This is a genomic window from Candidatus Accumulibacter necessarius, from assembly GCF_036625085.1.
Genome location: NZ_JAZKUM010000012.1, coordinates 110,687 through 132,008 on the forward strand (window position 1 = coordinate 110,687; position 21,322 = coordinate 132,008).

A 21,322-nucleotide genomic window follows, 5' to 3' on the forward strand; every position below is an offset into this window, starting at 1 on the left:
AAGTGAGTTAGCCTCATGTCTCTGAGATTCAGCGCCGGCCGGTTCAGCTTTGTGCTGGCGGCAGTCCTTTCTGCTGGGCCCTCGTTTGCCGTCGACCTGGTGCAGGTCTATCGCGAGGCGCTGTCCTACGACGCTCAGTACGCGGCGGCGCGTGCGGCCGCAGAAGCCGGCCGCGAAAAGCTGCCGCAGGCGCTTGCCGGTTTGCTGCCGACAATTGCTGCTACCGGTAACACCTTTGCCAATGACTCCAGCTTCGACACCCAAATCAATAAGCTGAGCATCAGCAGCAGCACGCGAAACCGGTTCAACAGCAACGCCTACAACGTCAACCTGACCCAACCACTGTTCCGCTGGCAGAATTTCGCCCAATACGGCCAGTCGAAACTGTTGGTGATGCAGACCGAGGCGACTTTTGCCCAGGCGGGGCAGGACCTGATCCTGCGTGTCGCGCAGGCCTACTTCGACGTACTCGTCGCGATCGAGAACCTGCGCGCCGTGCAGGCCAACAAGACCGCGATCGCGCAGCAGCTGGAGCAGGCGAAGAAGAACTTCGAGGTCGGCACAGCGACCATCACCGATACTTACGAGTCCCAGTCCCGCTTTGACTTGGCGACGGCGCAGGAGATTGCTGCCGATAACGAGCTTGAAGTGAGGCGTTATGCGCTACGTGTACTGATCGGCAGGGATCCTGGCGAACTCAGTCGCCTCAAGCTGAAAGCGGTCATGGAGCCACCGCAACCGGCCAGCATGGAGCCATGGGTTGAGGCCGCCGAACGAGACAGTTTCGTCGTTCAGGCGCAACAGGCGGCGGCCGAGGCGGCCGGCAAAGCGGTCGAGATCAACCGCGCCGGACACTACCCAACGCTGGATGTGGTGGCCAACTACGGCCAGAACAATGGCCCCGGCCAGTCCGGACTCGGTGAAATCGACACGACGACGCGCCAGGTCGGCCTGCAGCTCAATATTCCGATCTTTCAGGGCGGCGCGGTCAACTCGAGAACCCGTGAAGCCATTGCCCGGCGTGACGCCGAGCTGGCGACGCTCGACAAGGAGAAGCGCAACTCGGCGCTCGGCGCTCGTCAGTCCTACCTTGGCGTGGTCAATGGTCTCGCCGAGATCCGGGCGCTCGAGGCGGGGCTGGTATCGAGTCTCAGCTCGCTGGAATCAAACCGGCTGGGTTACGAGGTCGGGGTGCGGATCAACATCGACGTGCTCAACGCCGAGAACCAGGTCTACGTCACCCGGCGCGATCTGGCCCGGGCGCGTTTCAATACCCTGCTCGCCCAGCTGAAGCTGAAGGCGTCGGTCGGCTCGCTTGCCGAGCCCGACCTCGAACAGATCAATACGCTTTTCGAGGCGCCATAAGGCACGCGATCAGCGCCACGGTGCGTGCCGTCGCGCCGCGGTGCGCCAGACTGAAATCGCTCGCGGCAACGCGCATGGCCGACAGCTCCTGCGGCTGCCTGAAGAGTGTTCCTGCAACGGCCGCCGCTGCGCGGGCGTCGGCAACGCGGCGCGCGGCACCGCAGGCGATGGCATCTTCGCTTGCGAGGGCGAAGTTGAAGCTGTGCGGACCGAGCAGGACCGGGCAGCCGCAGGCGGCGGCCTCGATCAGATTCTGGCCACCAAACGGCAACAGGGTACCGCCCATCAGCGAGAGGTCGGCCAGCGCATAGTAGGCAGCCATTTCGCCCATGCTGTCGCCCAGCCAGACCTGTGTGTCCCTCGTTGGCAGGCCCCCTTCGCTTCTTCGGCAGGCCGTCAGCCGGTGCTCGGCAATCAGTTCGGCGACCTCGCCGAAACGTTGTGGGTGGCGCGGCACCAGAAGCAGCAGCAAGCCGGGAATGTCCATCCCGGCGAAAGCGTCCAGGATCAGTGCTTCCTCGCCTTCGCGAGTGCTGGCGGCGAGCCAGACCGGACGGCTACCGAGCAGTTGTCGCCACGACGCCCCCAGCTGCAGCTTTTCTGGTGGCGGCGTGACGTCGAACTTGAGGTTGCCGCAGACACTGACCTGGCGGGCGCCGATCTGCTGTAAACGCTCGCCGTCGGCCGCCGTCTGCGCTCCAACGGCGCCCAGCGCCGCCAGCGCTGGCCCGATCAGAGGCTGCAGCCGGCGATAGCCCCGCTGCGAGCGGGCGGACAGGCGGGCGTTGATCAGTGCCATGGGCAGACGACGTCGTCGGGCCGCTTCGATCAGGTTTGGCCACAGCTCGGTTTCCATCAGCAGCCCGATCTGTGGCTGGAAGTGATCGAGAAAACGCCCGGTGGCATCGGGCAGGTCGTAGGGCAGGTATGCCTGAGTCAGCCGGCCGGGATGCCGGGCCACCAACTCGCGACCGGTCGACCGGCCGGTCGGCGTCATGTGCGTCAACAGCAGGCCGTGCGTCGGGTATTGTCGCAGCAGCGATTCGATCAGCGGCTCTGCGGCACGCGTTTCGCCAACGGAAACCGCGTGCAGCCAGATCAGCGGCATTGCCGGATGCGGTGCGTAGAAGCCATGCCGCTCGCCCAGTTGCTGCAGGTACTCGGGCTGTCGGCGTGCCCGCCACAACAGCCGCAGCCAGACCAGCGGCATGGCAAGGTAGAAGAGCAGCGAGTAGATCAGGCGCGCCATCAGCGCAGTGCCTGTTCGGCGACTCTCAGGACCTCCGCCACCGACGGCGGTGCACCGGCGGCGCCGAGGTTGCGAATGAAGCCGGTCCCGTAGACGCCGGTCAACGCCGGATTGGTCGCGATGTACAGGGCGATGACCGGCACGCGCAGGGCGGCGGCGAGGTGCGCCAGCCCCGTGTCGACCCCGATCGCCAGGCTGGCCCGGGCAAGCAGGGCAGCCACCTGGAGCAAAGTCAGCGGCGGCGCGACAATGACTCCCTCGACGGCGGCAGCGATCCGTTCCACTCGTCCGCGTTCGAGCGCATTGCCCGCCGGGAGAACCGGTGTCAGTCCACGCTCGCGCAGCGCCTGGGCAAGCGTGCACCAGTGCCTTTCATCCCAAAGCTTGTCGTCGCGACTGGTCGCCGTCAGCAGGATGATCAGACGTTCGCCCGAGAGCCAGGGGCTGTCGATCGCCGGCGCCGATATCCCGTAATCGAGCGGCAAATCCACCGGGTAATCGAAAGCGGCTGCCGCCAGCCAGCGGTTGCGCTCAACCGCGTGTACATTGTGCGGTATGACAAAGGTGGCGTCGTAGAAACGAGCCGCAAGCGGTTCGCGCGCCGCCTCGGCCGCGTAACCGAGGCGCTTGCCCGTCGCCAGGCGGGCGATCAGGGCACTCTTCAGCAGGCCCTGCGTGTCGAGAACGAAGTCATAGGTTGTGGCGCCCAACCGGCGGCGGAATTCGCCCAGTTCGCGCCAGGTGGCAGGGCTGCCGAGCTGCTTGCGCCAACGCCGGATGGCGACCGGAAGCACCTGATCAACGGCCGGATGGAGACGCGGGATATCGGCAAACGCTTCTTCGACACACCAGTCGATCTGCGCTTCGGGAAGGCTCAGGTGCAGATCGCTGACCACCGGCAGGTTGTGAATTACGTCACCGAGCGACGAGGTTTTTACCAGTAGGATGCGCATCGGTGGGTCAGGGGCGAGAAAGACGGGCGGTCGTCGCCCGGGAAGTGCGCATTATAATGCCGCCTCCCAAATCCCCTCGCGGCGAGTTGACCCTGGGCCCTGTCTGGAGATGCGCAAAATGGACTCCCCTGTGATTCGTCCGGTCATCCTCTGTGGAGGGTCCGGGACCCGTTTGTGGCCGCTGTCGAGAACGCATTACCCGAAGCAGTTTCTCCGCCTGGTCGATGATTTCTCGCTGCTCCAGAATACGCTGAAAAGGCTCGATGGGCTGGTCGGACTCGGCAAGACCATCGCCGTGGCGAACGAAAACCACCGCTTCCTGGTTGCCGAACAGTTCCTCGAGATCGGCCTGCAGGCCGATATCCTGCTCGAGCCGGCGGCGCGCAACACGGCGCCGGCAGTGGCCGCGGCAGCGCTGCAGGCGATTGGCGATCAGCGTGAGCAAGCCGTTCCCCTGCTTCTGGTGCTTCCCTCCGATCACGTGATCGCCGACGTGGCGGCTTTCCAGGACGCGGTCAGGGCGGCCGTTCCGCACGCGCTGGCAGGGGCTCTGGTCACCTTCGGCGTCCTGCCTGATCGCCCGGAGACCGGCTACGGCTATATTCGCCGCGGCGATCCGCTGGCTGGCGGCTATGCGCTCGACCGTTTTGTCGAGAAGCCCGATCCGGAGACCGCGCGCGCCTACGTCGATTCAGGCGAGTACTTCTGGAATAGCGGCATGTTCCTGTTCCGCGCCGACACCTATCTCGAAGCGCTGGAACGTTTCGCGCCAGGCATTCGCGATTGCGTTGCCAAGGCCGTGGCGACGGCGCGGCGCGATCTCGATTTCCTACGCCTCGATCCGGTAGCGTTTGCTGCGAGTCCGTCGAACTCGATCGACTACGCGGTGATGGAGAAAACCGAGAGCGGGGTCGTGATTCCGCTCGCAGCCGGCTGGAACGACATCGGTGCCTGGGATGCACTGGCAAGCATCGGGCAGGCCGATGGCAACGGCAATACGCAGCGCGGCGATGTGCTCAGCGTGGACAGCCGCAATTCCGTGCTGGTCTCGGAAGGTAGACTGCTCGCCACGGTGGGGATTAGCGAGCTGATCGTGATCGCCACACCGGACGCGGTCCTGGTCGCCGACAAGGCGAAGGCGCAGGAGGTCAAGACGCTGGTCGACGAATTGAAGCGCAGCGCACGCTGCGAGACCGAATTCCGGCACATCGTCCATCGCCCCTGGGGAAGCTACGAAGGGCTCGCGCACGGTCCGCGCTATCAGGTCAAACGCATCCTGGTGAAGCCCGGGGCCAGCCTCAGTCTACAGAAGCATCACCATCGTGCCGAACACTGGGTGGTCGTCAAGGGCACGGCGGTGATCGTCCGCGGCGACCAGTCGCTGCTGCTTTCGGAAAACGAGTCGACCTATATTCCGCTGGGGGTGGTCCATCGTCTGGAAAATCCGGGCAAGATCGACCTCGAAATCGTCGAGGTCCAGTCCGGCAGCTATCTGGGCGAGGACGACATCGTTCGTCTCGACGACAGCTACGGCCGATGACGATGACTGTCAGCCGTGCGCGATGATGGCGCGGGCGATCGCTGCCCTGCACCTGCAACGTACCTGCAACCTCATGTGAAAGGCGTTCCCCATGATTCTGGTGACCGGTGGTGCCGGCTTTATCGGAGCCAACTTCGTTCTCGACTGGCTGGCGCAGAGCGACGAGGGCCTGATCAACCTCGACAAGCTGACTTACGCGGGCAATCGTGAAAACCTCGCCGCACTGGCCGGTGACCCGCGGCACATTTTCGTCCACGGCGACATAGGCGACAGCGACTTGACGAGCCGCCTGCTGTCGCAGTACCAGCCGCGGGCGATCATCAACTTTGCTGCCGAGTCGCACGTCGATCGTTCGATCCATGGACCGGAAGACTTCATCCAGACCAATATCGTCGGCACCTTCCACCTTCTCGAAGCCGTGCGCGGCTACTGGGGCAGCCTGCACGACGACGGGCGGCAGGGTTTTCGCTTTCTGCATGTGTCGACCGACGAAGTCTATGGCTCCCTTGCCAGGGAGGAGGCGGCCTTCAGCGAAACGCATCGCTACGAGCCGAACAGCCCCTACTCGGCGAGCAAGGCGGCGAGCGACCATCTGGTGCGCGCCTATCACCACACCTATGGCCTGCCGGTGTTGACCACCAACTGCTCGAACAACTATGGTCCTTACCACTTTCCCGAGAAGCTGATTCCGTTGATGATCGTCAATGCCCTGGCCGGCAAGCCCTTGCCGGTCTATGGTGACGGCCAGCAGATTCGCGACTGGCTCTACGTCAGGGACCACTGCAGCGCCATCCGGCGCGTCCTGGATGCCGGCCGTCCTGGCGAGACCTACAACGTCGGCGGCTGGAACGAGAAGCCCAATCTCGAAATCGTCCATACGGTCTGCGCGCTGCTCGACGAACTGCGTCCGCGTGCCGACGGCAAACCCTACCGTGAACAGATCAGCTACGTCACCGACCGGCCTGGCCACGATCGGCGTTACGCCATCGACGCGCGCAAGATCGAGCGGGAGCTTGGCTGGAAGCCGGCGGAAACCTTCGCCACCGGCATCCGCAAGACCGTGCAATGGTACCTTGAGAATCAGGACTGGGTGAGAAATGTCCAGTCCGGCGCTTATCGTGCCTGGGTCGAGAAGAACTACGGCGAGCGCCAGCCATGAGAATCCTGCTTTTCGGCAAACGCGGACAGGTTGGCTGGGAGTTGCAGCGCAGCCTGGCGCCGCTCGGTCAGATCGTTGCCCTCGACTGCGAGGGTCAGGGCAACCTGTGCGGCGATTTCACCGATCTCGCCGGCCTGGTTGCCTGCGTCCGGGCTGTCGCGCCAGATGTGATTGTCAACGCGGCCGCCCATACGGCAGTCGACAAGGCCGAGTCGGAACCCGAACTGGCGAGGACCATCAATGCCCTGGCACCCGGCATTCTGGCCGAGGAAGCCGACCGCCTCGGCGCCTGGCTGGTCCATTACTCGACCGACTACGTCTTTGACGGGAGCGGTGACACGCCGTGGCGCGAAAGCGATCCGACCGGCCCGCTCGGCGTCTACGGAAAAACCAAGCTCGCTGGCGAGCAGGCCGTCGCCCGTTGCCACCGGCATCTGCTGTTCCGTACCAGCTGGGTCTATGCGGCGCGCGGCAACAACTTCGCGCGCACGATGCTGCGCGTGGCGTGTGAACGCGAGCGCCTGCAGGTCGTCGCTGATCAGATCGGCGCCCCGACCGGCGCCGATCTGATTGCGGACGTCACCGCGCACGCCCTGCGCAGCGTGTGCCAGCGCTCCGATCTGGCCGGCCTCTACCATCTGGTGGCGGGCGGAGAAACCAGCTGGCACGGCTACGCCAGGCACGTCATCGAACATGCCCGGCAAGCCGGCCGTGCGATCCGCGTTGCCGCTGCCGCCATCGAAGGCGTGCCGAGCAGTGCCTACCCGTTGCCCGCCCCACGCCCGCACAACTCTCGCCTCGATACCGGCAAGTTGCAGGCGGCCTTTGGCCTCAGCCTGCCGGCCTGGCAAATCGGCGTCGACCGGATGCTGGCGGAAGTTCTCGGGCAGTGAGTCGACGATCGACCGTCGCCAGCCGGCGACTGGTCGATCGGGGAAGACATCCGGGCGCCAATGGTGAGATGATAGCCAGCTTCGGACGAGGGTGCTGACGGGAGGTCGAGTTGCTCTGGTGGCTGGCATATATCGCGCTGGGTCTATTCACCGGTTTTTTCGCCGGCATGCTCGGCATTGGCGGCGGACTGGTGATGGTGCCGACACTGACCATGATGTTCGCTGCCCAGGCAGGATTTCCACCGGGCGAGGTCCTGCATCTGGCACTCGGCACGTCGATGGCGGCGATCCTGTTCACCTCGCTGGCCAGCCTGATGACGCATCACCGGCATGGCGCCGTGCTCTGGCCGGTCGTCGTCCAGATCACGCCGGGGATTCTCCTGGGAACTCTGCTCGGCACGCTGTTCGCCGCCAACGTTCCGGCCAAGCCGCTGGCGGTGTTCTTTACCGCTTTCGTCTGCCTGGTGGCGGTGCAGATGATCCTCAACCTCAAGCCGAAAGCGTCGCGCGAGTTGCCGGGTGCGGCCGGCGTCGTCGCGGTCGGTACCGGCATCGGTGCGGTGTCGGCGCTGGTGGCCATTGGCGGGGGCTCGCTCACGGTGCCGTTTCTCACCTGGTGCAATGTGCGCGTGCAACAGGCGATCGGGACGTCGGCGGCAATCGGTTTTCCGATTGCCGTTGGCGGCTCGCTCGGCTACATCTTCAACGGCTGGGAGCACCCCGGACTGCCGCAGTGGAGCCTCGGCTACGTTTTTCTGCCGGCGTTCATCTGGCTGGTGCCATCGAGCATGCTGACCGCGCCGCTGGGGGCAAGACTGGCACACCGTCTGCCGGTGGCTACCTTGAAACGCCTTTTTGCCGGCGTGCTGATCGTGCTCGCGGGAAAGATGTTGTGGAGTCTCTTCGCCTGATGCCGGCGTTCAGCGGCCGCTGAAATTCGGCTGCCGTTTGTCGAGAAAAGCCGACAGGCCTTCGCGGTAATCTTCGGTCTCGAGAAAAGCGAACGAGGCACGCAGTTCCTGCTCGCTGAGCGGAATGTCGTGCTGCAGGCGGCGCACCCACTGCTTGTGCCAGCTGGCGACCAGCGGCGCGCCGGCGCAGATGCGGCGGGCGCTGGCGTAGGCTTCGTCGACGACTTCGGCATCAGCGACGACTCGGGTGACCAGACCTTTGGCCAGGGCCTCGGACGAACTGAGGATTCGACCTTCGAGCAGGATTTCACGCACCGTTGCCGGTCCGGCAAGACGGAGTAGACCTTCCATTTCGGCTGGGTACATGGAGAAACCAAGCCGGTTGATCGGCACGCCAAAACGCGACGACTCACCACAGATTCGCAGGTCGCACTGCGCGGCGATCTCCAGCCCGCCGCCGATGCAGGCGCCCTGAATCAGGGCGATCGTCGGATGGCGACAGTCGAACACCGCCTGCAAGGCGGCACCGGCCTGCCCGTGGTAGATCAGCGCATGATCGAGGGTGTCGCGCCGGGTGAGGAACTCCCCGATGTCGCCGCCCGCAGCGAAAGCCTGTCCACCGTCACCGCGCAGGACGACGCAGCGCACCCGATCGTCCGCAGACAGATCGCTGAACGTTCTGGCCAGGTGCTGCCACATGGCGAAGTCGATCGCGTTGAGCTTGCCCGGATTCGACAGCGTGACCGTCGCGATGGCCTTCTCATGAGCGCAAAGGACTGTGCCACTCACGACACCAACTCCTGCGGAGACTGGATCCTGGCCAGCGCCTCTCGTCCGGCGAGGATGTGGTCGTGCATCAATCTCTGCGCGCGCAGCGCATCGCCAGCCTTGATTGCTGCAAGGATGGCAGCATGTTCCGCCAGCGATTGCTGCAGACGACCGTCAATGCTCAGCGAAAACAGGCGCGTCAGCTTGAGTACCTTGCGCAGGTCCTGGATCACCTGCCGCAACCAGCGGTTCTCGGACATTTCCTGGATGCGGAAATGAAATTCCTGATTCGCCTCAAAAAAACGTTCGATCTGGTTGCTGCCGGCAAAACGTTGCAGTTGTCGGTGGATTGCTTCAAGTTTGGCGATCTGCTCCGGCTGGGCTCGTTTCGTTGCTTCTTGCGCACAGCGGCCCTCGAGCATCGCCATCAGGGGAAAGATTTCATCGAGATCCTGCTCCGAGATTTCGGTCACGAAGCAGCCGCGACGTGGCCTCAGCGTCACCAGGCCTTCGGCAGCCAGTACCTTGAGCGCTTCACGCAAGGGGGTGCGGCTGATGCCGTAGTCGACCGTCAGCAGTTGTTCGTCAATACGGGTTCCCGGCAACAGCTCGTGCGCGAAGATGCGCTGCCGGAGTCTTTCAGCGACTTCCTGGTAGAGGGCAGTCTGGGCTATACGACTCGGAGCCATCGATCTTCTTCGGTGAGCTGCTCAGGGTCTCCAAGGAACCTTGCTTTCATAATTATGGATACAGTATTATTCGCTGAGCGGGGTGTCAAGCGTTAAAATGGGCTGCGCAAAGCAGCGCGACCGCCTGAGCAACAGGGCTTCCGCGTCGTCAGTCGGAAGTACCGCCTCAATCCACAGATTTCTTGAAAGGTTCCGTCATGTCCAACGCGAACAATGCTGCACCACTCGATTCTGCAAGCCTCGATGCCTGGAAAAAGGCAGCCACCAAGTCTGCACCCGGTGGGAATGTTGAAGCACTGAACTGGGTTACACCCGAGGGAATCGTTGTCAAGTCACTGTACACCAAGGCAGATCTCGAAGGTCTGCAGTACACGGATACGCTGCCTGGCCTCGCTCCTTTCGTCCGTGGTCCTCAGGCCACGATGTATGCCGTGCGTCCGTGGACGATTCGGCAGTACGCCGGCTTCTCCACCGCGGAAGCATCGAATGCGTTCTACCGCAAGGCGCTGGCCGCCGGTGGTCAGGGCGTCTCGGTGGCTTTTGACCTGGCGACGCACCGCGGTTACGACTCCGACCATCCGCGCGTCACCGGCGACGTCGGCAAGGCCGGCGTGGCGATCGACTCGGTCGAAGACATGAAGATCCTGTTCGACGGCATTCCGCTCGACAAGATCTCGGTGTCGATGACGATGAACGGTGCCGTGCTGCCGATTCTCGCCGGCTATATCGTTGCCGCCGAAGAGCAGGGCGTGCCGCAGGACAAGCTCTCGGGGACGATCCAGAACGACATCCTCAAGGAGTTCATGGTCCGCAACACCTACATCTATCCGCCGAAGCCGTCGATGAGGATCATCGCCGACATCATTGGCTACACGGCAAACAACATGCCGAAGTTCAACTCGATCTCCATTTCGGGTTATCACATGCAGGAGGCCGGCGCAACACAGGCTCTCGAGCTGGCTTTTACGCTGGCTGACGGTCGCGATTACGTGAAAACGGCGATTGCCTCGGGGCTCGACGTCGACTTCTTTGCCGGCCGCCTTTCCTTCTTCTTCGCCATCGGAATGAATTTCTACCTCGAGGTGGCCAAGCTGCGCGCCGCCCGCCTGCTGTGGTGGAAGATCATGCAGGAGTTTTCGCCGAAGAGTCCGAAGTCGATGATGCTGCGCACCCACTGCCAGACCTCCGGTTGGTCGCTGACCGAACAGGACCCCTACAACAACGTCGTGAGGACGACCATCGAGGCGATGGCGGCGGTTTTTGGCGGCACCCAGTCGCTGCACACCAACGCCCTCGACGAGGCCATCGCGCTGCCGACGGAATTCTCCTCGCGCATCGCCCGCAACACGCAGCTGGTCATCCAGGAAGAGACGCACATCACCAGCGTCATCGATCCGTGGGCCGGCTCGTACATGATGGAGAAGCTGACGCAGGATCTGGTCGATGAAGCGTGGAAGATCATCGAAGAGGTCGAAAGCATGGGTGGCATGACGCATGCCGTTGAGTCCGGCTGGGCGAAAATGAAGATTGAGGGCTGCGCTGCCGACAAACAGGCGCGCATAGATTCGGGCAAGGACGTGATCGTCGGCGTGAACAAGTACAAACTCGCCAAGGAAGACGCGATCGATATTCGCGACATCGACAACAACGCCGTCCGCGATTCGCAGATCGCACGCCTGAAGTCGGTTCGGGAAAACCGCGACGGTGACAAGGTCAACGCAGCACTGGCCGATCTGACGCGTTGCGCTGAAACCGGCGAAGGTAATCTGCTCGACTTCACGGTCAAGGCCATGCGCCTGCGCGCTTCGGTGGGTGAAATCTCCGACGCGATGGAGAAAGTGTTCGGCCGCTTCCGCGCCACGCAACAGACCGTCTCCGGGGTCTATGGCGCGGTCGTCGAGGGCATGGCCAGCTGGGAAACGCTGAAAGCTGAAATCAACCAGTTCAACGAAGAGGAAGGCCGCCGGCCGCGGATCATGATCGCCAAGCTCGGCCAGGATGGTCACGACCGTGGTGCCAAGGTGGTGGCAACCGCCTTTGCCGACCTCGGTTTCGACATCGATGTCGGCCCGCTGTTCCAGACCCCGGAGGAGGCCGCTCGTCTGGCCATCGAGAACGACGTCCACGCCGTCGGCGTCTCCTCGCTCGCAGCCGGACACAAGACGTTGCTGCCGGCGCTGGTTCAGGCGCTCAAGGATCAGGGCGCTGATGACATCATTGTCTTCGCCGGCGGGGTGATCCCGGCCCAGGATTATGACTTTCTGTTCCAGGCTGGCGCCAAGGCCATTTTCGGGCCGGGCACACGCATCGAGGATTCGGCGATGACCGTTCTGGCAGAAATCCGCAAGGCAAGGCACGCCATAGTCTGACTGATTGCCTCTCCCATCACAGGTTATGGACATGACCAGCGCTACCGCCGGCACCCTGACGGCTGCCGACCAGCATCTCGTTGACGGTGTTCTGGCTGGTCGCCGGCGGGCGCTGGCCAAGACTATCACCCTCGTCGAATCGACACACAGCGATCACCAGCGCCGCGCCCGACAGGTATTGGCGGCGTTGCTGCCACACACCGGACGGACGATCCGGGTCGGCATCTCCGGTTCGCCGGGTGCCGGCAAGTCGACTTTCATCGAATCTCTGGGCATCTATCTGATCGAAGCCGGCAAGCGCGTTGCCGTACTCGCGGTCGACCCGTCTTCGTCGGTATCTGGTGGATCGATTCTTGGCGACAAGACCCGCATGGAGTTGCTCTGTCAGCGCGATGAAGCTTTCATCCGGCCCAGCCCTTCGGCCGGTTCGCTGGGTGGCGTCGCTGACAAGACGCGTGAGGCAATGCTGGTTTGCGAAGCGGCCGGCTTCGACGTGATCATCGTTGAAACGGTGGGTGTCGGACAATCCGAGACGACGGTTGCCGGCATGGTCGACGTTTTCGTATTGCTGCAGTTGCCGAACGCCGGTGACGACCTGCAGGCGATCAAGAAGGGGATCGTCGAAATTGCCGACCTCATCGTTTTCAACAAGGCGGATATCGATGAGCGCGCCGCCGCCTTCGCCCGCGGGCAGATGAAGGCGGCGCTGACCATGCTGCGCAGCGCCAGCCCCAACTGGCGACCACCCGTGCTGACCGTGAGTGCTCTGGCGAAACGCGGCATCGCCGAGTTCTGGGCGGAAATCGAACGGTACCAGAGCACCTTGACCGCCACCGGCGAGTTCGACGAGAAGCGGCGTCGACAGTCCGTAGACTGGATGTGGAGTCTGATCGATTCCGGTCTGCGACGCTATTTTCGTTCTCATCACGGAGTTCGCTCCGCGCTGCCGGACTTGTCACGCGACGTCGCCGAAGGGCGCACCACACCGGGTGCAGCGGCCTCACGGCTGCTGGCCTATTTGAAGCACTGACATTGCAGGGACCGAGATCCTCCAACTTGTTTAGTAGTTCTGATTGACGCGACCGTTAGGGAGTAGAACATATGCACGACATCATTCGCCAGCTTGCAGAAAAGCGCGCGGCGGCCTGTTTGGGTGGTGGCCAGAAACGCATTGACAGCCAGCACAGCAAGGGCAAACTGGCTGCCCGCGAGCGCATCGAGCTGCTGCTCGATACCGGTTCTTTCGAAGAGTGGGACATGTTCAAGGAGCACCGCTGCAATGACTTCGGCATGGCCGAACAGTCAGTGCCAGGCGACGGTGTGGTCATCGGCTGCGGCACGATCAACGGCCGGCTGATGTTCGTCTTCTCGCAGGACTTCACTGTCTTTGGCGGTTCCCTCTCGGAGGCGCATGCAGAGAAGATCTGCAAGGTGATGGATCATGCGATCAAGGTCGGGGCACCGGTGATCGGTCTCAACGATTCGGGCGGTGCGCGCATCCAGGAAGGTGTCGCTTCGCTCGCCGGTTACGCCGACGTTTTCCAGCGCAACGTTCTTGCCTCGGGCGTTGTGCCGCAGATTTCCCTGATCATGGGTCCTTGTGCCGGTGGCGCGGTCTACAGCCCGTCGATGACCGACTTCATCTTCATGGTCAAGGATTCGTCCTACATGTTCGTCACCGGCCCGGAAGTGGTCAAGACGGTGACCCATGAAGACGTTACTGCAGAGGAACTCGGTGGCGCCGTGACGCATACCAGCAAGTCGGGTGTTGCCGACCTGGCCTTCGAGAACGACGTCGAAGCGCTGATGATGATTCGCCGCTTCATCAGCTTCCTGCCGTCGAACAACCGCGAAAAGCCGCCGCGCCTTCCGTCGCAGGATCCGGCTGAGCGGCTTGATTTCTCGCTCGACACGCTGGTGCCGGACAATCCCAACAAGCCATACAACATCAAGGAACTGATCATCAAGGTTGCCGATGACGGCGACTTCTTTGAACTGCAGCGCGAGTACGCCAAGAACATTGTGATTGGGTTCGCCCGGATGGATGGCTCGACGGTCGGCATCGTTGCCAACCAGCCGCTGGTGCTTGCCGGCTGCCTCGACATCAAGAGTTCGATCAAGGCCGCCCGCTTCGTTCGCTACTGCGACGCTTTCAACATTCCGGTGGTGACCTTCGTTGACGTGCCTGGTTCATGCCCGGCACCGCGCAGGAGTACGGCGGCATCATCAAGCATGGCGCCAAACTCCTGTATGCCTACGCTGAGTGCACGGTGCCGAAGATCACCGTGATCACCCGCAAGGCTTATGGCGGTGCCTATGACGTGATGGCCTCCAAACACCTGCGCGGCGACGTCAACTTCGCCTGGCCGTCAGCCGAAATTGCGGTCATGGGTCCCAAAGGCGCGGTCGAGATCATTTTCCGCGAGGAAAAGGGTGACCCGGCCAAGCTGGCAGCCCGCGAAGCCGAGTACAAGGCCAAGTTTGCCAATCCCTTTGTTGCCGGTGCGCGCGGCTTCATCGACGACGTGATCATGCCGAACGAGACCCGCAAGCGTATCTGCCGTTCTCTCGCCATGTTGCGCAACAAGCAGCTGGAAAACCCGTGGCGCAAGCACGGCAACATTCCGCTTTGATCCACGGGGAGAAATAGAGATGTTCAAGAAAATACTGATCGCCAACCGGGGTGAGATTGCCTGCCGGGTGATGAAGACCGCCAAGAAAATGGGTATCAGGACGGTCGCGGTCTATTCCGAAGCCGACAAGGACTCGATGCACGTGCTGATGGCCGATGAGGGGGTCTGTATCGGCCCGGCAGCGTCCAAGGAATCGTATCTGGTGATCGACAAGATCATCGCCGCCTGCAAGCAGACCGGCGCCGAGGCAGTGCACCCTGGCTACGGCTTCCTTTCCGAGAACGAGGAGTTCTCGCGCCGTCTTGAAGACAACGGCATCATCTTCATCGGGCCGAAGCACTATTCAGTGGCCGCGATGGGCGACAAGATCGCCTCGAAGAAGCTGGCGATGGAGGCCAAGGTCAACACCATTCCCGGCTACAACGCAGAGATCACCGACTCCGCCCAAGCCGTCGAGATCGCCAAGGGAATCGGTTACCCGGTGATGATCAAGGCCTCCGCCGGTGGCGGTGGCAAGGGCCTGCGCGTCGCGTTCAACGACAAGGAGGCATTCGAGGGCTTCGAAGCTTGCCGAAATGAAGCTCGCAACAGTTTTGGCGACGATCGTGTGTTCATCGAAAAGTTCGTCGAAGGACCGCATCACATCGAGATCCAGGTGATTGCCGACTCGTTCGGCAACACCGTCTACCTGCTCGAGCGCGAGTGTTCAATCCAGCGGCGGCATCAGAAGGTGCTCGGAGGAAGCGCCGTCACCATTCATCGACGACAAGATCCGCAAGGCGATGGGTGAGCAGGCCGTCGCTCTGGCCAAAGCGGTTAACTATCAGAGCGCGGGAACCGTCGAGTTCGTGGTCGGTTCCGACAAGTCGTTCTACTTTCCTTGAAATGAACACCCGCCTGCAGGTCGAACACCCGGTGACCGAAATGATCACCGGCGTCGACCTCGTCGAGTTGATGATCCGTGTTGCCGCCGGCGAACCCCTGCCGTTCAAGCAGGAGGACATCAAGCCGAACGGCTGGGCGATCGAGTGCCGGATCAACGCGGAAGACCCGTTCCGCGGATTCCTGCCTTCCGTCGGTCGTCTGGTCAAGTATCGGCCGCCCGAAACCATCGAAGGCCAGGTCCGGGTCGATACCGGCGTCTTTGAAGGCGGCGAGATTTCGATGTATTACGACTCGATGATCGCCAAGCTGATCTGTCATGGCGCCACCCGCGACCAGGCGATCAGCCGCTTGCGTGACGCGCTTAGTGCCTTCGTGATTCGAGGCATCGATTCCAACATACCGTTTCAGGCAGCGCTGATGCAGAATCCGCGCTTCCTGTCCGGGGTGTTCACCACCTCGTTCATCGCCGAAGAGTTTCCGAATGGCTTCGTTGCCTCCGACGTGGTGCACGATGACCCGGGTCTGCTCGCCGCCGTCGCAGCTTTTGGTCGCCGGCGCTATATTGATCGCGCGGTCCAGGTCAGCGGCCAGATGCCGGGTCACCAGCGCAAGGTGGGGACCGAGTGGGTCGTCCAGATGGAAGGTAAGGATTACCCGGTGGTGGTCACGCCGATCACTGGCGGCTATTCAGTCACGCACGGTGTCGATCGCTACGATCTCGTTTCCGACTGGCGGTTCGGCGAACTCGTTTTCCACGGGACCTGCAACGGCGTACCGCTCTGCCTGCAACTCGAGCGGATCGGCCTGCTCTATCGCGTCGTCCACTTCGGCAAACAGGTCAAGGCGACGGTGATGACCGCCAACGCCGCCCGCATGCTGGCGCTGATGCCGAAGAAGGTACCGCCGGATCTTTCCAGGTTCCTGCTCTCGCCAATGCCCGGTCTGTTGCGCGAGGTATCGGTGGCGGAAGGCGAAGCAGTCGCCGCCGGCGAAAAACTCGCGGTGATCGAGGCCATGAAGATGGAGAACGTTCTCAAGGCCGAACGTGACTGCAAGGTCAAGAAGGTTGTCGCCAAGGCTGGCGAAAGTCTGTCGGTCGATCAGGTGATTATCGAGTTCGAGTAGTCTCGTTGCGGTGACGCGCTCGCTGGCAACCCAAGGCCCGCCGCAAGGCGGGCCTTGGTCCTTCAGGCGGCCCTGTTCACCCGAAAATGATGACCCTCAGCTTCTCGATCAGGCTCAGTCCCGACCACCAGTGGATGCCATCCTCCCGAACGCGTAGGCCTGCGGTGGTGAGTGTGAGCTTGCGGGCGCCGAGTTCGGTCCGCCCGGTCTCGGCAATCAAACCTCGAGACATGAGGTACTGCGCGATAGCAGGTTGGACCTGCTGACCACTCAGCGTCCAGCGAGTGCCGTAACCATCTTCCTCGCCGGGAAGCATCAGGATGGGCTCCCGCGGGCTCATGTAACGGAGCACCGTGAGCGTCTGGGCCCGCGCGGGAATGGTGGTTATCGATTGGTCACTCATGTCGCTGCCCATTATGCACGCCAAGAGCATCCTGGATCCGACTTGCGTCAAGGCCAAGGCCTTGCCTGCGTCCAAAGTCACCATCGGCTGGTGCTCCCCGTGGTGACCTTCAGGCGATAATCGAAACGGCCTGGCGCGAGCTGCAATCTACACCTCTGGTGGCAACAAAGCATTCATACTGGGTCACCCCGGGCCCGGCGGGCGCTTCTTTCGCCAGACGGCGACGAGGGTGGCGAGTTTGTCACGCTGCGACAGGCGTTCGTCGGAGAGCGCTTCGAGGAAGTCCGACAGCCGCTTCGACTTGACGATGGCGAAACCGGTGAGCAAGGCGGAGGGCAGGAAGACGAGCGCGAAAAAAAGCAGCCGGTCGGGCAGGGGGTCCTGTGCAGCATCGATCAGATTCATGCCGAGAAAACCGGTGCTGATGGTCGCGATCAGGCCAGCGGTGGTCACCACGGTCAGCCGGACGACCGTGTTGGCCTGCCGGCGCAGGCTGTCGCTGTCGAGGTACTGGCTCATGTCCTGGATTTCCTCACGCAGTTCGGTATACACCCTCTCGGTTCCCAGGTGCTCGCGGGTCATGCTGAAGAGGGCCCGCGCCTGCGCCTGGTCGGAGATCTCGTAGAACCAGTAGCGGTGGGTAAAGCGCAGGAAGACCTCGAGGATCTCGCGAATTGCCCGCTTGAACTGCTTGACCGCTTCGGCATTGCCGATCTCCAGCCGGTTGAGTGCCGTGACCAGACGATCGGAGAGCATCAGCAAAGCCGCCTTGTGGAAATGCGGAATCAGTGCCAGGAGGAAGAACTGGTGGCGAAACTGCCCGAGCAGACCGTTCTCCAGCCCTGTGAAATAGGCATCATGGGCGCTGCCGACCATGACAAAGGCGTGGCCGCAGGAGAGCAGCCGGGTGCCGGGCTGGTCGGCTTGCGGATGCCAATAGCGGTCGTAGCAGAAGCGCGTCTCGAAGCCTTCGAGGTGCTGGTCGGAGTAGGGCAGCGAGCCGCTCTTTCCCGGCCCGCTGACCAGTACCAGGCGGGCAAAGTCGCCGCGACTCAGGCTGCGCGGATCGTCCATTGCCAGGTAGGCGAGCAGCGGCATGCGGTGATACTCGATTTGCCGGTAGCGGACCGGGCCGTCCTCGTCGGAGTGGTGGAGGACCAGCGGTCGCAACAGGAATTCCCAGTGCGACGAGATGCACGGCGCGCGGAAGCGGCTGACGAAAGACAGATACTTACTGCGTTTCTCGTAATCGGAGACCGCCAGCACCGCGCCGTCCGCCGCCATCCATTCGGCGCACCTGAGGCAGTGGCCACCGCTGCCGTCCTCGTCCCAATACGGTGGGTAAGCCCGGCCAAAGCGGTAAAGGGTGTCCTGGACCTGCCGCAGGCCGAGATTGTCGGCTGCGATCTCGACAACCAGGATGACCACGTCGATATCGTAGAAGAAATAGAGATCGAGGTGGACGATGTCGAAGCTGAGTGGCGTTTCACTTTCCTTGAAGGTCATGCGCACCTTCGCCACATCCTGACGGCGGAAGATGCGGATCGGTGATTCGCCATAGCGGGGGTCAGTCTCCTCGCCCCCCTTCTCGCCGTAGAGGAAGCGTTGCACGTAAGGCAGGAAAGTGACGAACTCGCTGTAATGGCGCTCGTGGAACTGTTCAGGGTCGCCGCAGAATTCGTCGGCCAATTCGCCCCACGGATTGTCCGGCGTCTTCTGTTCCAGTAGCTGATAGTGATGCTGGAAAGGGCTGTCTTCGGGTAGCGGCATCAACTGCAGTGGCCACAAGAGAATCTGGCGAAAATGACTGACCCGCTGCTCAACTTCCCTGGTTGCGACGTCCATCGGATCCTCCGGAAAGCGACTGCGTGGCGGGCGGTCATTCGGCACTGTCGTCAGCCGCCGATCTCTGCCAGCAGCCTGGCGATCATCCGCTCGGCCTGGTGCAGATAGCCACTGCCGAACAGGTTCAGGTGGTTGAGTACATGGTAAAGGTTGTACAGCAGTTTGCGCTGTTCAAAACCATCGGCCACCGGCCAGGCCTCGCGGTAGGCGGCGTAAAAGCTGTCGGGAAAACCGCCGAACAGTTCGGTCATCGCCAGATCCGCCTCGCGATCGCCGAAATAGACCGCCGGATCGAACAGTGTCAGGGTTCCCGCTTCATCGACCGCGGCGTTACCGGACCACAGATCGCCGTGCAACAGGCTCGGCTGCGGCTGATGGTCGACGAACAGCGCCGGCACCTTCTCCGCCAGCCGCTCGCCGTTGGCGATCAGCTTGCCGTGTTGACCCTGGCGCCGTGCCATTGCGAGCTGTGGCAGGAGTCGCTGGCGGGCGAAGAACAGGGCCCAGGTCCGCTGCTGCTTGTTGTACTGCGGGCTGCTGCCGATGAAGTTGTCGTGCTGCCAGCCGAACTGAGGGCCCCGAATGCGGTGCAGTGCGGCCAGCGAGCGTCCGGCTTCGCTGCCATGGCGGCGTTCGCGCAAGGGTTGCAGGGGGAGATACTCAAGCACCAGGTAGGCCTGCCGGCCGCAGATGCCGTGTCCGAAGACGCGCGGTACGCGCAGCGCCGAACAGGCAGCCAGTGCCCCCAGACCGTCGGCCTCGGCGGCGAACATCCCGGCCAGGCTGGCGTCATTCAGCTTGACGAAGCAGCGCTGTCCGGCACTTTCGACGAGGAGCGCGCGCGAGATCGAACCGCCGCCGATCTCGGTCGCCGAGTCGATCGCTGCCGCCGGATTCCGGTCACCGCCGATGACCGTGCTCAAGGCGGCGCGCAGCGCTGGGTCAAGGGGGTGATGACCGGGAGTCATGCAGATCCTTGCAGCCAACGTTGGCAGTTGCTGCCGCGGTCTGTGGTCGCAGCGACATGGCCTGGTCGGCCGGTCGGCGATGAGCGTCGCGGTGACTGTCGCCGGGCAGTCGGTTTACTCGTGCCGGCAAATGTGTTGTGATAGTCCGCATTCGCGGAGGTGGTCGCGAGCCCGCTGTCAAACCAGCGGTCGATCGTGGCCGGGCTTTCCGTGAAGAGTTGTCCGACCATGCAGTGGTTGGCATTTCTCCGATCAATCCCCGTACTGGAGTTCAAAATCATGAAAATCCGCCTGCTCGTTGTTTCCGCCTTCCTGGCAATCGGCCTTGCTGCTTGTGGCGAGGACGCCAAGAAAGCGGAGGCCGCCAAAGCCGAAGCCGCGCGACTCGCCAGCGAAGCGAAGCAGAAAGCCGACGAAGCGGCCAAGAAGGCCGGCGAAGCGGTAGGTGCCGCTGCCGAAGCCACTAAGGAGGCCGGCAAGGACGCCATGGCCGCGACCAAGGAGGCTGGCAAGGAAATGGTCGTCAAGGCCGCCGATGCCACCAAGGAAGCGGCGGATGCCACCAAGGAGGCTGCCGACAAGGCCAAGGCGGCGGTCAGCAAGTAGGCGTCGGAGGATTTTCCCCGTCTGGCAACCGGGCCGTATGGCCCGGTTTTCTTTCCTGCGGCTACTTGGCGCATGGGCGCGCTCGTCCTGTCGTGCCCCGGCTCGCTGCTCACGCCAGCGGGTCTGGCATTGCCGGAGTGCTTTGACGTTGCGGCGGCTTGCTCCGGGTTGATAGCCGCTTGCCTGGCCGGCCCGCGGCCGCAGCTTGTGGTCGCAGTGTGTCGAAGAACACGCGGTCTGCGCCCAGCATGTGTTTGGTGACCACGTCATAGGCGAGAAACTGAAACACGTCACCGACCCCCTTCGTGCCGGTGCGGTACGCCCCGGTCAGTTTCAGTGCCTGATCGACCAGCGCGCGGTGCAGGACGATGTGCTCTGCGGCGGCAGGGAAGCCGGCGTCGACGATTACCGTCTCCTCGTCGCAGAAGTGCTGCAGGATGTCGGCGACGAGGCGATCGACAATCGCGTTTACCTGTTCCGCGGTATGCTCGGAGAGGATTGCCGACAGCAGTTCGTTGGCGTCCGCGAAAAGCTGGCGGTGACCTCGATCGACCAGTTCATTGCCGCATTCATACGCCGGGTGCCAGACCAGTTGAACGAAGTTCGCGACCACGTACTGTTCCGGGCCGGCGCGCTGCGGCGTTTCCGGTGCCGCCTGGACCTGGTTGCGGCCCCCGGTCTTGGCCCGGTAGAGCGCTTCGTCGGCGCGCTCAAACCACTGCTCCCAGCTCTCGCCGGGCTCGCATTCGGCGACCCCGATGCTCACCGTGACCGCTCCTGCTTCCGGAAACTTCGCCATGGCGACCTCGCGGCGCAGCCGTTCGGCAAGCATTGCGGCCGTCGAGCGTCCGGTGTTGGGGCACAGGATGACGAATTCCTCACCGCCCCAGCGGGCCAGCGAATCCGCGCTGCGCAGCTTTGCCTGCAGCAGCGTCGTCAGGCGCTTCAGAACGGCGTCGCC

The 21,322-nt window shown here is 62.9% G+C and carries 16 protein-coding genes and 2 pseudogenes; 10 read left to right on the forward strand and 8 right to left on the reverse strand.

Annotated elements, in window-relative coordinates:
• Positions 1-15: 15 nt before the first annotated feature.
• Positions 16-1,365, forward strand: a complete 1,350-nt coding sequence (locus V5B44_RS23935; RefSeq protein ID WP_332361555.1) for a TolC family outer membrane protein — start codon at positions 16-18, stop codon at positions 1,363-1,365.
• Here the strand turns inward: V5B44_RS23935 and waaA are convergent.
• Together waaA and waaC are read right to left on the reverse strand one after the other, a co-directional pair.
• Positions 1,340-2,614, reverse strand: a complete 1,275-nt coding sequence (waaA, locus tag V5B44_RS23940) for a lipid IV(A) 3-deoxy-D-manno-octulosonic acid transferase (RefSeq protein ID WP_332361558.1) — start codon at positions 2,612-2,614, stop codon at positions 1,340-1,342. The two genes, V5B44_RS23935 and waaA, sit on opposite strands and share 26 nt — an antisense overlap.
• The gene (gene waaC / locus V5B44_RS23945) at positions 2,614-3,567 is read right to left on the reverse strand and encodes a lipopolysaccharide heptosyltransferase I (protein ID WP_332361560.1); all 954 of its coding nucleotides are present in this window, start codon (positions 3,565-3,567) and stop codon (positions 2,614-2,616) included. The genes waaA and waaC overlap by 1 nt, the downstream gene beginning before the upstream one ends.
• A gap of 118 nt (positions 3,568-3,685) precedes the next feature.
• Here waaC and V5B44_RS23950 point away from each other — a divergent pair, with 118 nt between their 5' ends.
• The 4 genes from V5B44_RS23950 (at position 3,686) to V5B44_RS23965 (ending at position 8,070) form a co-directional block, all read left to right on the forward strand.
• Complete coding sequence (locus V5B44_RS23950) at positions 3,686-5,107, forward strand: mannose-1-phosphate guanylyltransferase/mannose-6-phosphate isomerase (protein WP_291911272.1); 1,422 nt, start codon at positions 3,686-3,688, stop codon at positions 5,105-5,107.
• Between the two features lie 91 nt (positions 5,108-5,198).
• Positions 5,199-6,266 (forward strand): dTDP-glucose 4,6-dehydratase, encoded by a 1,068-nt coding sequence (gene rfbB, locus V5B44_RS23955; protein WP_332361562.1) that lies wholly within the window; start codon positions 5,199-5,201, stop codon positions 6,264-6,266.
• Positions 6,263-7,159 (forward strand): dTDP-4-dehydrorhamnose reductase, encoded by an 897-nt coding sequence (gene rfbD, locus V5B44_RS23960; RefSeq protein WP_332361565.1) that lies wholly within the window; start codon positions 6,263-6,265, stop codon positions 7,157-7,159. The genes rfbB and rfbD overlap by 4 nt, the downstream gene beginning before the upstream one ends.
• Before the next feature lie 110 nt (positions 7,160-7,269).
• Positions 7,270-8,070, forward strand: a complete 801-nt coding sequence (locus V5B44_RS23965; RefSeq protein ID WP_332361567.1) for a sulfite exporter TauE/SafE family protein — start codon at positions 7,270-7,272, stop codon at positions 8,068-8,070.
• 9 nt (positions 8,071-8,079) lie between these two features.
• On the opposite strand, the gene V5B44_RS23970 is transcribed toward V5B44_RS23965, so the two are convergent.
• On the reverse strand, positions 8,080-8,859 hold the full coding sequence (locus V5B44_RS23970) for an enoyl-CoA hydratase/isomerase family protein (protein WP_332361569.1): 780 nt from the start codon (positions 8,857-8,859) through the stop codon (positions 8,080-8,082).
• A complete protein-coding gene (locus V5B44_RS23975; protein ID WP_332361571.1) occupies positions 8,856-9,527 on the reverse strand; it encodes a GntR family transcriptional regulator in 672 nt (223 codons plus the stop codon). The genes V5B44_RS23970 and V5B44_RS23975 overlap by 4 nt, the downstream gene beginning before the upstream one ends.
• A 197-nt stretch (positions 9,528-9,724) precedes the next feature.
• On the opposite strand from V5B44_RS23975, the gene scpA reads away from it, so the two are divergent.
• From scpA to accC, 4 genes and pseudogenes are all read left to right on the forward strand, one after another.
• Positions 9,725-11,896 (forward strand): methylmalonyl-CoA mutase, encoded by a 2,172-nt coding sequence (gene scpA / locus V5B44_RS23980; protein ID WP_332361573.1) that lies wholly within the window; start codon positions 9,725-9,727, stop codon positions 11,894-11,896.
• A gap of 31 nt (positions 11,897-11,927) precedes the next feature.
• Complete coding sequence (gene meaB, locus V5B44_RS23985; protein ID WP_332361575.1) at positions 11,928-12,926, forward strand: methylmalonyl Co-A mutase-associated GTPase MeaB; 999 nt, start codon at positions 11,928-11,930, stop codon at positions 12,924-12,926.
• 71 nt (positions 12,927-12,997) lie between these two features.
• A pseudogene (locus V5B44_RS23990) lies at positions 12,998-14,529 on the forward strand (acyl-CoA carboxylase subunit beta).
• 19 nt (positions 14,530-14,548) lie between these two features.
• Positions 14,549-16,539, forward strand: a pseudogene (gene accC, locus V5B44_RS23995) (acetyl-CoA carboxylase biotin carboxylase subunit).
• A 76-nt stretch (positions 16,540-16,615) separates the two neighbouring features.
• On the opposite strand, the gene V5B44_RS24000 reads toward accC, so the two are convergent.
• The 3 genes from V5B44_RS24000 to V5B44_RS24010 all read right to left on the reverse strand — a co-directional run bounded on the left by V5B44_RS24000 (position 16,616) and on the right by V5B44_RS24010 (position 19,755).
• Positions 16,616-16,954 (reverse strand): hypothetical protein, encoded by a 339-nt coding sequence (locus V5B44_RS24000; RefSeq protein WP_332361577.1) that lies wholly within the window; start codon positions 16,952-16,954, stop codon positions 16,616-16,618.
• A 171-nt stretch (positions 16,955-17,125) separates the two neighbouring features.
• Positions 17,126-18,787, reverse strand: a complete 1,662-nt coding sequence (locus V5B44_RS24005; RefSeq protein ID WP_332361579.1) for a hypothetical protein — start codon at positions 18,785-18,787, stop codon at positions 17,126-17,128.
• Between the two features lie 50 nt (positions 18,788-18,837).
• Positions 18,838-19,755: a fructosamine kinase family protein gene (locus tag V5B44_RS24010; RefSeq protein ID WP_332361581.1), complete on the reverse strand. Its 918-nt coding sequence runs from the start codon at positions 19,753-19,755 to the stop codon at positions 18,838-18,840.
• Positions 19,756-20,034: 279 nt separating this feature from the next.
• On the opposite strand from V5B44_RS24010, the gene V5B44_RS24015 reads away from it, so the two are divergent.
• On the forward strand, positions 20,035-20,361 hold the full coding sequence (locus V5B44_RS24015) for a hypothetical protein (RefSeq protein ID WP_332361583.1): 327 nt from the start codon (positions 20,035-20,037) through the stop codon (positions 20,359-20,361).
• A gap of 109 nt (positions 20,362-20,470) precedes the next feature.
• Here V5B44_RS24015 and V5B44_RS24020 read toward each other — a convergent pair.
• The coding region (locus V5B44_RS24020; protein WP_332361585.1) for a diguanylate cyclase at positions 20,471-21,322 on the reverse strand (852 nt) is incomplete at its 5' end.

Bases quoted from the DNA above. Each gene is read 5' to 3' on its own strand.
- V5B44_RS23935 (WP_332361555.1), top strand. From the start codon at position 16: ATGTCTCTGAGATTCAGCGCCGGCCGGTTCAGCTTTGTGCTGGCGGCA.
- waaA (WP_332361558.1), bottom strand. From the start codon at position 2,614: ATGGCGCGCCTGATCTACTCGCTGCTCTTCTACCTTGCCATGCCGCTG.
- waaC (WP_332361560.1), bottom strand. From the start codon at position 3,567: ATGCGCATCCTACTGGTAAAAACCTCGTCGCTCGGTGACGTAATTCAC.
- V5B44_RS23950 (WP_291911272.1), top strand. From the start codon at position 3,686: ATGGACTCCCCTGTGATTCGTCCGGTCATCCTCTGTGGAGGGTCCGGG.
- rfbB (WP_332361562.1), top strand. From the start codon at position 5,199: ATGATTCTGGTGACCGGTGGTGCCGGCTTTATCGGAGCCAACTTCGTT.
- rfbD (WP_332361565.1), top strand. From the start codon at position 6,263: ATGAGAATCCTGCTTTTCGGCAAACGCGGACAGGTTGGCTGGGAGTTG.
- V5B44_RS23975 (WP_332361571.1), bottom strand. From the start codon at position 9,527: ATGGCTCCGAGTCGTATAGCCCAGACTGCCCTCTACCAGGAAGTCGCT.
- scpA (WP_332361573.1), top strand. From the start codon at position 9,725: ATGTCCAACGCGAACAATGCTGCACCACTCGATTCTGCAAGCCTCGAT.
- meaB (WP_332361575.1), top strand. From the start codon at position 11,928: ATGACCAGCGCTACCGCCGGCACCCTGACGGCTGCCGACCAGCATCTC.
- V5B44_RS24000 (WP_332361577.1), bottom strand. From the start codon at position 16,954: ATGGGCAGCGACATGAGTGACCAATCGATAACCACCATTCCCGCGCGG.
- V5B44_RS24005 (WP_332361579.1), bottom strand. From the start codon at position 18,787: ATGGACGTCGCAACCAGGGAAGTTGAGCAGCGGGTCAGTCATTTTCGC.
- V5B44_RS24010 (WP_332361581.1), bottom strand. From the start codon at position 19,755: ATGACTCCCGGTCATCACCCCCTTGACCCAGCGCTGCGCGCCGCCTTG.
- V5B44_RS24015 (WP_332361583.1), top strand. From the start codon at position 20,035: ATGAAAATCCGCCTGCTCGTTGTTTCCGCCTTCCTGGCAATCGGCCTT.